Source organism: Nitrososphaerales archaeon, assembly GCA_032906765.1.
Classification (GTDB): Archaea; Thermoproteota; Nitrososphaeria; order Nitrososphaerales; family Gagatemarchaeaceae; genus DASPPF01.
Genome location: JAJTZB010000005.1, coordinates 168,552 through 180,218, shown reverse-complemented (window position 1 = coordinate 180,218; position 11,667 = coordinate 168,552). Strand labels below are relative to the sequence as shown.

At 57.8% G+C, this 11,667-nt stretch carries 14 protein-coding genes and 1 tRNA gene; 7 read left to right on the top strand and 8 right to left on the bottom strand.

Annotated elements, in window-relative coordinates; translation table 11 throughout:
• The 4 genes from LYZ69_07135 to LYZ69_07120 form a co-directional block, all read right to left on the bottom strand.
• The coding region (locus tag LYZ69_07135) for a hypothetical protein (GenBank protein MDV3278223.1) at nucleotides 1-1,437 on the bottom strand (1,437 nt) is incomplete at its 3' end.
• A 61-nt stretch (nucleotides 1,438-1,498) separates the two neighbouring features.
• On the bottom strand, nucleotides 1,499-2,758 hold the full coding sequence (locus LYZ69_07130; protein MDV3278222.1) for an MFS transporter: 1,260 nt from the start codon (nucleotides 2,756-2,758) through the stop codon (nucleotides 1,499-1,501).
• Nucleotides 2,759-2,870: 112 nt separating this feature from the next.
• Nucleotides 2,871-3,110, bottom strand: a complete 240-nt coding sequence (locus tag LYZ69_07125; protein ID MDV3278221.1) for a hypothetical protein — start codon at nucleotides 3,108-3,110, stop codon at nucleotides 2,871-2,873.
• A gap of 5 nt (nucleotides 3,111-3,115) precedes the next feature.
• Nucleotides 3,116-3,448 carry a hypothetical protein gene (locus LYZ69_07120; GenBank protein MDV3278220.1) on the bottom strand — a complete coding sequence of 111 codons (333 nt, stop codon included), beginning with the start codon at nucleotides 3,446-3,448 and terminating at the stop codon, nucleotides 3,116-3,118.
• Between the two features lie 67 nt (nucleotides 3,449-3,515).
• Between LYZ69_07120 and LYZ69_07115 the strand changes: the two genes are divergently transcribed.
• Nucleotides 3,516-4,370, top strand: a complete 855-nt coding sequence (locus tag LYZ69_07115) for a hypothetical protein (protein ID MDV3278219.1) — start codon at nucleotides 3,516-3,518, stop codon at nucleotides 4,368-4,370.
• A 168-nt stretch (nucleotides 4,371-4,538) separates the two neighbouring features.
• On the opposite strand, the gene LYZ69_07110 is transcribed toward LYZ69_07115, so the two are convergent.
• Both LYZ69_07110 and LYZ69_07105 read right to left on the bottom strand, forming a co-directional pair.
• Nucleotides 4,539-5,048, bottom strand: a complete 510-nt coding sequence (locus tag LYZ69_07110) for a GNAT family N-acetyltransferase (protein MDV3278218.1) — start codon at nucleotides 5,046-5,048, stop codon at nucleotides 4,539-4,541.
• Between the two features lie 13 nt (nucleotides 5,049-5,061).
• The gene (locus tag LYZ69_07105) at nucleotides 5,062-6,111 is read right to left on the bottom strand and encodes an aminopeptidase (GenBank protein ID MDV3278217.1); all 1,050 of its coding nucleotides are present in this window, start codon (nucleotides 6,109-6,111) and stop codon (nucleotides 5,062-5,064) included.
• Nucleotides 6,112-6,156: 45 nt separating this feature from the next.
• On the opposite strand from LYZ69_07105, the gene LYZ69_07100 reads away from it, so the two are divergent.
• The gene (locus LYZ69_07100; GenBank protein ID MDV3278216.1) at nucleotides 6,157-6,360 is read left to right on the top strand and encodes a hypothetical protein; all 204 of its coding nucleotides are present in this window, start codon (nucleotides 6,157-6,159) and stop codon (nucleotides 6,358-6,360) included.
• 21 nt (nucleotides 6,361-6,381) lie between these two features.
• On the opposite strand, the gene LYZ69_07095 is transcribed toward LYZ69_07100, so the two are convergent.
• Nucleotides 6,382-7,716 (bottom strand): hypothetical protein, encoded by a 1,335-nt coding sequence (locus tag LYZ69_07095; protein MDV3278215.1) that lies wholly within the window; start codon nucleotides 7,714-7,716, stop codon nucleotides 6,382-6,384.
• 53 nt (nucleotides 7,717-7,769) lie between these two features.
• Between LYZ69_07095 and LYZ69_07090 the strand changes: the two genes are divergently transcribed.
• The 3 genes from LYZ69_07090 to LYZ69_07080 all read left to right on the top strand — a co-directional run bounded on the left by LYZ69_07090 (nucleotide 7,770) and on the right by LYZ69_07080 (nucleotide 8,801).
• Nucleotides 7,770-7,863 (top strand) — tRNA-Asn (locus LYZ69_07090).
• Between the two features lie 499 nt (nucleotides 7,864-8,362).
• Nucleotides 8,363-8,551, top strand: a complete 189-nt coding sequence (locus tag LYZ69_07085) for a hypothetical protein (GenBank protein MDV3278214.1) — start codon at nucleotides 8,363-8,365, stop codon at nucleotides 8,549-8,551.
• Nucleotides 8,541-8,801, top strand: coding sequence for a type II toxin-antitoxin system RelE/ParE family toxin (locus LYZ69_07080; GenBank protein ID MDV3278213.1), 261 nt, complete (start codon nucleotides 8,541-8,543; stop codon nucleotides 8,799-8,801). Before LYZ69_07085 ends, LYZ69_07080 begins: the two co-directional genes overlap by 11 nt.
• 355 nt (nucleotides 8,802-9,156) lie before the next feature.
• Here LYZ69_07080 and LYZ69_07075 read toward each other — a convergent pair whose 3' ends face one another.
• On the bottom strand, nucleotides 9,157-10,083 hold the full coding sequence (locus tag LYZ69_07075; GenBank protein ID MDV3278212.1) for an AsnC family transcriptional regulator: 927 nt from the start codon (nucleotides 10,081-10,083) through the stop codon (nucleotides 9,157-9,159).
• Between the two features lie 137 nt (nucleotides 10,084-10,220).
• Between LYZ69_07075 and LYZ69_07070 the strand changes: the two genes are divergently transcribed.
• Together LYZ69_07070 and LYZ69_07065 are read left to right on the top strand one after the other, a co-directional pair.
• The gene (locus LYZ69_07070) at nucleotides 10,221-10,985 is read left to right on the top strand and encodes a plastocyanin/azurin family copper-binding protein (GenBank protein MDV3278211.1); all 765 of its coding nucleotides are present in this window, start codon (nucleotides 10,221-10,223) and stop codon (nucleotides 10,983-10,985) included.
• 9 nt (nucleotides 10,986-10,994) lie between these two features.
• Complete coding sequence (locus LYZ69_07065; GenBank protein MDV3278210.1) at nucleotides 10,995-11,501, top strand: hypothetical protein; 507 nt, start codon at nucleotides 10,995-10,997, stop codon at nucleotides 11,499-11,501.
• Nucleotides 11,502-11,667: the final 166 nt, after the last annotated feature.

The window sequence follows — 11,667 nt, the reverse complement described above, 5'->3', positions numbered from 1 at the left end:
GGCCAGACCGCCGACAGCCTGCCCAGCCATAGCCAGTCCTCCCTTGACGCCCGCGGCACCAGGACCCAGTCCACCAGCACCAATCGCCACCGCAGTACCCGCAGCCGCCATCCCAACCTGGCTCATGGTCTGGAAGAAGACCCCCGTCATGGGGGCGAAGATGGTGGGCGCGAGAATGGCTCCCATTAGCGCGGCCAATGCCACCCAAGTCTCGTCAACGTTGGCCGCCTGGAACATCGAGCCGCTCCAGTGGTTGAAGATGTAGGCTGCGAGGCCTATGAATAGGGCGCTGATCACGCTAGCGAAGATGAGGCCGAAGAAGGTGTCCTCTACGACACCGGCGAACCTGGCGGTGAACCTGATGTCCCTGAGGACTAGCACAATCGGCATTGCCACCGTAACTGCGCCGATGAGGAAGATCCGTGCACTCCCGAGCAGCCAGGACATCACCCATGCCATCAGGCTCGCTATGGCGCCGATGAAGTCGGTGAGGATGTTGCCACCCGTGGGGAGCGTATTCCAGATGAGCTGGCTATTGGTCAAGTAAGAGGTATACGGATTCCCCGGGCCTGCGATGATCTGCTGGTCGAGGACGTTAACGAAGCCTGCAACGGCGTTGTAGGCGTAGGGGAGGAGGAAGACGAGGAGAAGGGTCATGAGGACGTTGTCGAGGCCAGCCAGCGTCTTGGTCTGGTTCTTTCCCTCGCCCCCGCCTGTGAGGTACATGATGAAGTTGACCAACCCCGCCCCCACCAGAAGGATGACCGCGACCTCTGCAAGCAGCATGTAGAAGTCGCCCAAGGGGAGCTGGTCGAAGGTTGCAAAGAGGTTCGAGAAGTCTGGGTTGCTTGCCGAGATGCCAAGCTCTGGCACTTGGAAGAGGGGGATCTCCATGGTCAGGATGAAGAGGTTTGCGGAAGACCCGGCCTGCCCCGCTCCCTGCAGCTCGTTGGAGACTCCCACCAGCCTGCCGCTCTGGTCGTAGGCGTCTACAACGATGGCGTAGGAGGCGACTGTGTGGGGTCCGTTCTGCTGATTGCTGAAGGTCGAGTCCAAGGATGCCGGGTAGTCCAAAGTTGAAGGACTGAAGTCGCCGCTGGAAAGGGTGATGTTCGCCGAGTCGCTCTGCCCGAAGCGGTCCTCTCCGACGACGTAGGCCCACCCGCTGAAGTGGAGGGCACCGCCGCTCCAGGAACCTTGAGTCGGGCCGCTAACTGCAACTGTTCCCGAAACGGCTACGACGTCGACCAAGTGGAGGGAGGTCTCGACCACCTTGGCGTTGGACAGGGTCAGGGCGAGCTGAGGCGGCTGCTGGCTTTGGGCGAAGACCCCTGTGGTCGTCCCCAGTAGCCCCACCACTGCCAAAGCGAGGAAGAAGTACCGCGATATCCGCAGATAGCCCGCCGAAACTTGATAGAGGCTCGACCTGACGCCCATCCTATGGTTGCACCTGAAGGGGAGCGACGCATCGCCTAAAACGGGGCCATTCGCATTGTCTTCAGTAACTTGCCGACCTGAGCTCCCGGAACATTGCGTAAGACGGCAGGACTGTCAGAACCGCTCCCATGCCGAAGTACGCGAAAACAGCATGCGTGGAGGCCACCACGGCCAAGCCTCCCGCGACGATTGCAGCCACAGGGGCTGCCGCGCTCATGAGCGTAACGAGAATGGCCAGGACACGTCCGAGCATCTCGTTGGGGACCTTCGCCTGAATCAGGGTCATTATGGGCAGGTTGACCAGCACCCCCGCCAGCCCGATGACGAACAACAGCAGGGACGATAGGTAGAAGGATGGAATCAGGCCCATGATCAGGAGCGAGACTCCTATCAGCAGGGCCATGGCGAAGAAGAGCCTGCCCACATATCCCCTCACGTTCAACTTCCCGAAGACATACGACCCGACGATTCCGCCAGCCCCGAGCGCACCCACCACGATCCCAAAGCCCAAGGACCCGAGATGCAGAGAGTCGGCCACGTAAGGGGCAATCAGGGCCGAAGGTCCGCTGACGAAGAAGTTTACGACGAACACAACGACCGTTAGCTCAAGGAAGAGCCTATTTTTCTTCACGAATCTCGCTCCTTCGACGAACTCGGCCTTGAAACCCATCGTGTGAATGTCTGGGTCATTTGACTTGTTTGGGGGCCTCGAAATCCGGCCGTACAGCGAGGAGACGAAGGCGAAGGTCAACAGCGCGGCAAACAGGAAGGTCGTGCCGTCGTAGAGTATCGGCACCTCGACCCCCGCGAGAGCTATCACCGTTCCGCCGACGACGTACCCGGCGATCCGGTTTGTCGAAGAGGAGATCGAGAAGAGGGCGTTCACGGCGGCGAGTTCCGACTTGGACTCGACAAGTCTAGGGAGGATGGCGTCTATTGCGGTTGACACGAACTGGTCGAAGAAATAGATGACGAAGACAAGCGCGAGCAACGCAGGCAGGCTCAGGGCCCCGGCAGCGTACAGCACCGCCATCGTGACGGCCGCCGAACCCTGTACCAGGTTCCCGAGAATCACGGAGGTCTTCCGGTTGGTCCTGTCGACGTAGACCCCTGCAATGGGGCTGAGCAGAAGAGGAGTCCATGCGATTGCGCTGGTGAGCGAGACGTAAAATGCCGAGCCTGTCTGTAGGAGGACCAGCCACGGGAGGGCTATCGCAAACACGTAGTCGCCGGACTGTGAGACGATCTCGCCCGCCCAAAGGAAGAACATCGAATGATTGGAGAGCACCTTCCGATAGCTAGGCCTTGCGCCCTCCGCCAACCCGCTGGGCAAGATTGCCGGCCGATATTAAGCGAGAAGAACATAGGGATTTGAAACAGGCCCGGCCGCACTCCTACTTCACGTTGCCACCCAAGGAAAAGAAGAACAAAGGCTAGAACGGAGTCACTCTGGTGTCAACTCCTGCCACCGAGCCGAGGGACTCCTCTTCGACCGGCACACAGACCGTCTCGTAGGCCTGGTCGGGGGCGAGGACAACACCATCCTTCGGATTGATTAGCTGGCCGTCGCATCTGGCGACCCCCTGCTTCAGCACGACCACGGGGCGCGTCCTCACCCTGCCGAGCCCCTCGAACCAATCGGCGAGGGTGCCGGATTGTCTCGCCGCGGCCATCTATCCTAGCCGACGCCTCCCCTGCCCGAGCCGCCGCGGGCACCCACGTACTCTATCGCCCCCCAGATCCCGAAGATGGAGGCGAAGATGATCAGTATCCCGGTGAGTAGTGTGATGACGAGGTTCGCGGTGCTCACGAGTATCTGCGGGAGGGTGATGACGTTGCCTGACACGGTCCCGACAGTGCAGACGCCGCTCCCGGCGGAGGTGCAGGGGATGAGGAAGGAGGACGAAGTCCCTCCGGAAACAAGGTAGGTGACGATGAACGGGAACGCGATTCCCAGGACGACCGCGATGATAGCGGACTCGATCTTCTGCATCGCGGTGCCGAGTGCCATGAAGGCGTAGGGCCACGCAACTTATAACAGACGGGCCACTCACGGAGAAATCCGCTGAACGCGACCCATGACCCAGTTCAGGTTCCACGTCGGCAGAGACCTCAACCTCTTCTGCCACACAATCGCCCTGTTTCCAGAATCGTTCCGTTCCGAAGGGTCGGCCTTCAACAACGCAAGGTACAGACAGATTCACCCTCACCTGAGGACCGAGCAGCTGACGAGACTTTTCTCCGACCTGCTCAAGTTGGGGTGGGCCGACTGGGATTTCGTGGGGCTCTCACTGCTGGGTGGCGACACCGGCGGCTCGTTTGAGAGCAGAATTCGCGATGGTTTCGGACGCTTGGCAAGCATCTGGTCAGCGATTCTCGATGAGAGCTGGAAGGGCTACGCCGAGATGTGGCCGGAGGTCCAGAGCAGGCTGAACCAGCACAAATCCAGATTCGAGGAGGAATGGAAGCCCATGGGTGAAGGCGTCATGCAAGGGATTAGGGAGATTTCGGAGACGAGCTGGAACCCGGACCTCGTTGATGTCCAACTCGTCGATTCCCTCAACGGTGGGGCGTCCTTCGCCAGCACGATTCTGCTCGCCCCTGTCGCGAACCTTGAAATCGAGAAGAAGCTGCTCGCCCACGAGCTGTCCGAGAGCGCGTTCTCGGCCAAGGGTCTGCAGGCCAAGCTCGAATCCAGGAACGCCAACCCCGAGTTCTTCCACGCCGTGGTTGACACGGCTGCTTACTTTGCGCTGAAAGCTTGGTTGAAGCCTGAATACGTCGAGAAGCTCAAGCCCAACCCCGCCTATTATGTAGGAGCCGAACCGGTGTACTCTGCCTTCGAAAAGAGTAGCCCTCTTTCAGGAGCGTATCGAGGGCTCGACGGGTTGATTGCGGCTGTCGCGGAAGAATCGGCCGGACTTCGCTCGTGAACGCCTGCGTTTCCCGCCTTCGGGATGCCGCTCACGACGCACCAAGCGATGAAGGCAACGACTGCAGACTCGGTATTCTGAATCGCGATGTCGAACTCCATGAGGGCCCAGGGGTAGGTAGCTCAAGACAGACAAAGTGAGGCAATCTGTACTCCTTGCGCGTCTCCTTCAGGATGAAGGGTACCTCGCGGTCAACCACTTTCTCACTTCGAAGCCGCCCTTCCGGAGAAGTGCTCTTGATGCCTTGTTGTCGGGGTTGAGGGTCGCGAATCTGCAACTAATGCTCCGTCGAGCCGCCCATTTCCTTGCAGATGCCATCAATGCCGAGCCCACACCTCGATCTCTGAAGGCGGGCGAGACCGCGATGTATTCAAGCCAAAGAACCCTAGAATCCATGTTCATCCAGCTGATTGGCTGCGTCAGGATGAACCCTATAATCTTGTTCCGCGATACGGCAACGAAACTACATCCGACTTTCTGATAGAACTCGAACTCACCTCGAAGCAGATTCGGCCTTATCGACCTCCTCTCCTCCCGGAGTTCTTGGTCTCTTCGCGCCTTCCGTAACGAGGTAAGGTATCCTTTCACCTCCTCGCGGTAGATTCGCGAGACCGTCATGTAGTCTGCCTTCTCGATGGGCCTGGTTCTGACGCTTTCAGCAGCCTCATTCCGCTTCATTCCAATACCACCGTTACGCAATGATCTTGCCTTCGTCAACTAGCAATCTCCCGTTAACAGTCACGCTCCCGCTTTTCGTCGTGCCCTGGAACAATCCGAACAGTGTGATTGCACCTTCCACCAGCCTGTCCTGAGCGTAGCCACAGCTCAGAGATGGATTCAGTCCCACCACGATTGAGGAGAACGTCCTGCGCCCGTCGGGCAGCCTCTTCACGAGTGCGTCGAGCCATTCTTGGTTTCGCTCGCTCTTCCAAGTCTTGAGCTTTCCCTTCGCGAACTCCAGGCGGAGGTCAACGGAGGTGCCGAGCCTCGGAAGTGGGGCATGGAGCCTGACAGCCCCTGAAACCGTTTCTGTTCTGACCTCCTTCGCAAGGTATCCCGGCGGTATGTTCGTCATGTTGTTCCCCGCCACCACATCCGCTCGGTCGACCATCCCATCGTCGATTTCCTCTTCTCCGCCGAGTTCAAAATTCAACACCTCATCTTCGGCCATGATCGTGGCCTTCCCTCCGCGTACCATCTCGCGTGCCAATTTCCTGCCTGTTTGCCGTATCTTCCGAAAATCGACGAGCGACGCTTTCAGTTGGTGCTCGACTATCTCTGCGAGGCTCTTCCTAAGAACGCGGGCCATCTCCATCCCGGCGTAACCAAAAGTCAGCCTGGCTCCGCGCAACCTTGCGGACTTGGCCGCCTTGTACCATGACGAATTGTAGCTGGTGGAGGCCACGACCTCTTCCCGCGACAGTTTCGGGGAGCCCCCGAGGACAGGGCCTGGAATGAACACGTATGCGTCGGTCGCTGACAGAAGCGCGTACTCGTGCCTTCCCATCTTGCCGACGATGTCTCTTGGCGCTCCCCTGAGGCCCTCTACGTACGACCCCTCGTCTTCGAAGAGCAGTAAGGGTATCGCACCAAGCCTGCGGGCATGCACCAGAGTCCTCTGTGCGAAGTGTAGTCCGTTGTTCCACGCCTCTATCGTGATGTTCTCCCCCTTATTCAGGCGGAGCGATTCACTAAGCACCCTTTGGGCTACCTTGTCAACCAAGCGCGAGTCCGTTGGCAACGGGCTCATCATCGCTCCGTCGCTTCATAAGGTTGCTTCGCGGACATGCAGACTCCCGGGCAGGCCGAAGCCATAGTCAGCATCGTGGAGCTGAAGAACCTGGCACGCATCCTGCTTCCCCCTTCCAGCCCCCTGAGGCAGATCATCCTGTCCGAGCCAGACTACCTGAAAGCGGACGAGGTCCCAATCAGGGTCGGGATTTACTCGCGGCTGCTGCACCGCGAAGTGGACGGCTACAACAGCCTCTGAAGCCGTCCCCCGACTTTCCAGTCACGCCGCTCTGCCCGCCGGCAGCTTCACTATGGCCCTGTCGCCGTTGAACGTTGTCACGTACTCCCACCCCTCGTTGATGTACTTCTCGAGCTCGCCCAGGGAGACCACCTTCTGGCGCCCCGCGCTCGGCAGGCCCAGCGTCTTCCTTTGCACCAGCTCCTGGAGCCTGGCGTCTGAGAGGGCCGAGAGGTCGCCCAGCGCCTCGACCTCGTCGTCCGTGTAGTTCGCCAGCTTAAGGAACTGGCGGTTCATGGTGCTCAGCACCTTCTTCCTGTCGAAGGCGCTCTCCTGCTTGAACATCAGCTTCGAGAACCTCTCCCTCAGCTCGTCCACCTTGGTCTTGTCGAAGTAGGGGTCCTGGGAGCCTGGCAGTATGTGCCCCATCAGGAACTCCTGCGTCTTCACGTCCAGCCGCACCCCGTCAGTCGTGGGCCCCCTGAAGAAAGACTCCGCCGCCTTCCTGAGCACGTGAGGGTAGACGTCCTTCCACCTGGGCATCCCTGCCCGCCGCGCGGCCATGTGCACGACCTTGCGCAGCTTGTCCTTGGTGATGGTGTTGAGGTTCCGCAGCGCCTTCTCTATCTTCGTGTCCTCCGTGTTGAAGAGGGGCGCGTCGTCGGGTATCGGCCCGTACGCCGCCACCCTCTCCTTCAGGTATAGCTTCAGGGCCGCGACCGCCTCCCTGGGGAAGAAGGTGAAGTAAGGGATGTTGCCCTTGCAGGCTCCCGGCACCTTCCTCTTCATCTCCGGGTAGACGGGCACCTTCACCGCGTCCAGATTCGCCTCCAGCTCCGCCCTCACGTCCCCGTAGAGCACGGCCCGTATCGTCGAGTTCCTGAGCCCTGAGCCGTACATGCACAGGATCATGGCCTTGTCCCGCTGCCCGGCAAGGCTCGAGCCGCAGGTGTCCGCCATGGCGAAGACCTCCTCCTTGGTCGGGATGTACTCCGGCTTCTTCCTGTACCTCGCCGGCTGGTGTATCCTCTGTATCTCCAGGTCCTTGATCCCGTTCACCCTGAGGAAGAGCGAGACGTCGGAGACGAAGGTGTTGATGTAGTGTATGCTCTTGTCCTTGGCGTGCATCGTGTCGCTGGTCTCCTGGATGAGCTGCGTCGCCGTCTCCTTGCCCATGTTCAGGTAGTCCTCCGGGTTCTTGATCTCGTGCCAGTTGAGGAAGCGCGCCAGCTCGTCCAGGTACTTCATCCTTGAGGTGTCGCTGCCCACCTTCCTCCTCAGGTACGTCAGCATCCTCTGGACCGAGGGGTACTCGCTCTCCCAGCCCACAACCTTCAGGAGGACCTCGCAGTCCTTCCTCTCCTTCTTCTGGAACACGACAGAGTAGCAGCCCTTTGGATATAAGCCGCCACCAATGGTAGAACCCAGGTTCGACCATAGCTCAGAAGTTGAAAACAACTGAGCAGCGTGGTAGAGCAGTAGGCTGTTAACCTATTGGTCGTCGGTTCGAGTCCGACCGTCGCCGCTTTTCTCTTCTGGCAGCATCCGTTCCAATTTGAGGAGTAATGCTTCGGTCGGAACGGTCATAGAGTACCAGTGATGACCTGGTTGAGCGTGGTAGAGCAGCAGGCTGTTAGCCCGCTGGCAGATACCTGTAAGTGGTTATCCACTGGGGAATGGTCGTCGGTTCGAGTCCGACCAGCGCCGCTGAAAAGTTTCGGGATGTCATCAATTTGTTTGAAGGACGGCTCGGCCAAGGGTTCGAATATAGGCCGGCCCATTTTCGGTTTCACCAAGTTCTGATTCGGACCGTTGTGCGGTCGCCGGGATTTCAACCAGGGTTCAAGTATCTGCTACGTCCTCGATGGCAAGGGGCCAACCAAGCACCCTTACACTAATCTGTGGTTAGACGAGCCGACGACGCAGAAGAAACGGCCAAGGCCAAGGATTCGAATCTGGGCCGACCTGAAAGCCAGCACGGCCGAAGGAGTTAATAGGAAACTTCGAATCCGCGAACATGTCCTTGAAGGCCAGCTATGGGAAGCTGAAGGAGGAGATGCACCGAATGAAGAAGCGAATATCCGCCCTCGAACGTGCTTTTGACGCAATAGCCACAAAGGATGACGATCAGGCGATCGAAGAAGCGCGTCGGGACCTGAAAGACGGAAGAACCACAAGCCTAGCTCAAGCGAAGAAGTCCATTGAAGCATGAGGTCAAGCTCTCCAAGAGAGCCGTCAGAGAGCTTGAGTCACTCGATATAGTGATGAAGAGAAGAGTCGTTCTGAAGCTCGAGGAACTCGCAGAAAACCCGTTTCCGAGGGGCGTGGTAAAGCTGCAAGGCAGAGAAGGGCTCTTTCGAGTAAGGGTCGGCGATTACAGAATTCTGTACGAGGTTCTCGGCGTGGAGCGAATAGTACTGGTGGACAAGATAGACCACAGAAGCGGTGTCTACGGACCCTAACAAAGGCGCCGTTCGAGTCCCTTTCTAGGTATAAAATTGGCTCGAGTCCGACCAGCGCCGCCAGTTCGAGTCCACCAAGACCCGCACCCACATATTGCAATCTCCCAGTCATCGCGGCCATGAACGCGGGCGGAAATCCCGGCGACCGCAAGGTCAGTTTCAGTACTTTCTCATGCCTGAGAAATAGTTCAACATAATTTGAAATTTCCTTCACGGCCGAGATTCGCACCTGCAGGTCAAAATCCCATGCAGCTGACCTTGTTTGTTGCGCATGAGTTCGGCAGGCGCGTTGGGGTGACGTCTCAGTCTTGGTCCGAACGCGAAGACGCCCGCTTCAAGAGGTACCCTCGCGACGTCACGCGGGTACTTGGATTCTACCCAGACTCCTCTCGATCAATCTGCTTAGGGCGCCCGGCACTTCCAAATGGTCCAGTATAACGTCAGCACGGTAGCCAGATACTCCAGATTGATTCCTCATCCATTCTCTGATATCCTTGACCCTAGCAGCGTTCGTGATGATCAAGATGAAAAGACCGTGGCTCTTGCCTCCGAGCTCGGCCATCAGAAGAGAGTCGTTGAACTGCGCGATAATTCTATTGTTGACATCCCCTCGTTGTTCAGGGTTCGTGTAGGCCGCAAGCAAGTGGACAGCAGTTGCGTCCAAGGCCGACACGTCCAACCGCGGGTATGCGCCCAGAGCCATCCCTTCGAGAAGCCTCTCCAACCTCCTCCTAATCGTCCTGTTGCTTACTCCAAGCTCCTTCGAGATGAGACTGAAGGGCTTTCGCGGGTCCTTCTGCAGGCTTTCGATTATGTTCCAATCTGTTCTTGATAGCTTGAGCTTGCACTCGGGAAAGTCACTGTCGTAGCGAATCAGGTTCTCCGCATGCGAAGTCCTCGAAATTAGCTCAATGGTCTTCCTCAGAGATTGATCGTCCTCGTAGAACAGGAGTATCTCAATGGAGTTTCCGAGGAGGGGAGTGATGAGGACTACTCCCGGGATGAGGCCCGCGTTGCGCATGAGCTCTTCCTTAGAAGAGGGCGTCGGAACGTCGAAAAGCAACCTTGTCAGTTTTGCGCCGAGGAGGTTTGGGTTGACAATTGTCGCCCATCCTTGCAGAGCGCCGGCCTCCCGGAACCGCTTGAGTCTGCTGCTTACGGTGTCCTTGTCCACTCCCAGCCTTCGCGCGAGACTTCTAAGAGGGATTCTGGGGTTTGCCGGGAGACCTGGCGACTCGCCTCGCCCCAACTCTCTCAGTATCCTAATGTCAAGTGTATCCAATCTGGCGGGTCAGGTTCTCCATTCTGGACATTTCGATTTAAGTCTGTCACTCTTGGCTGGTCGCACTCGACGCAGGATTATGACCTTGACTCCGCCATGCACTTGTCGTGGAAAAGACCCAATTGGGAGAATCAAAGATGGTCAGCCGCGTTCTCACCCTTAGTATGAGCTATGCAGCATTTGTCAATCTGACGGGTGCAATCCTTGTCGGACTGATTGAAGGTGTGCTTCCTTTGTTGATCGAAGCGACAATCTTCATGGTTCTGTTCGTCGTGCTTGCGTTCGCTTCTTGGCGCAGCAAGCGATGGGGTTATCTTGGTGCTGGCGTCGTGTCCTTGGTCAATCTAGCACTGCTGTGGGGGTCTCCAGCAGGTCTTGTCCAAATTCTTCAGAGCCCTGGTGGCCAGCCGTTTGCGCTCTTCCTTCCGTATTATGTCGCGGTGGCTACGGCGGTTCCGTATGGATTCTACGGGTTCAGCGCAGCCAGGAAACCTCAGCTTCCGCCGAGACAGGTTACGAGATCGGGCATTCTGGCATTCGTAGCTCTCGGCGTCGCGGTTGGAGGCCTTCTTGTCGGTGCGTTTGCGGCTACCACCGAATCTCGCCTGCTGGCGTCAACAGGGGGTCCCACCAACATTTCCATAGTGTTGGGATCCTCTTCGTCATCCAACGCCAACTTCTACCTCCCTGCAAACTTCACGGCCAAGGTCGGGCAAACAGTCACCTGGGTGAATCGCGACTCCGGGCCTCACACAGTGACGAGCTCGACAGGTGTATTCGATTCGGGGAGCATTGCCAGCGGAGCCTCCTTCTCTTTCACGTTTACCCAAGCTGGCACGTATCAATACTATTGCACTTACCATTTGTGGATGAAGGGTACAATCGTAGTCACCAATGGTTAGCTAACGTTGGTGGACCCCCTAGTAGTTGCTGTGCTTGCTTGGTTCCATATCCTGTTTGCCATCCTTTGGTTCGGAGGTTCTTCCTTCTTCGGCTTCGTTCTCGCCCCATTCCTGGGAAGGCTTTCCGTCGGGGCGCAGAGAGAATTCTATCTGAATTTCGGAAGGAGGACGAACGCGTTCTTCCGAGCAGTCTCGGGCCTTACAATACTGTTCGGCTTCCTTCTGCTTTACAGCTTCACGAACGGTAACCTCAGCGACCTCTGGACTACTGCGTGGGGCTCGAAGAGGTCAATCGGCCTTTCTCTAGGCTTGGTTGCGTTCCTCTTGGTGAACCTTCTAACTGCCCCTCACTTTGATAGAGCAATTTCGATATTACGTCTGACACAGCCCTCTGACCATCAGACTTTGCCTGCGGAGTTCCAAAAAGAATTGAGGGTCGGAGGTATAAGCGCAGGTCTCACGGGCGGAGTCCTCTTCCTTACCCTCGTCTTCATGGTCGGTTCGGCATTCTATTAGGTGAAGTCGCGGTCCCGGCGACCGCACCTGGTCCAAATGTTTGTAGCTCGTATCCCGTGGCCTGTGTTCGAGTCCGCTTTTTGGTCCAGATTTGTAGCGGGTCCGACCAGCGCCGCGGCATTACTTTGTTGGATTGGGGCGCCGAGTATGTTGGCGCAGTAGCCAT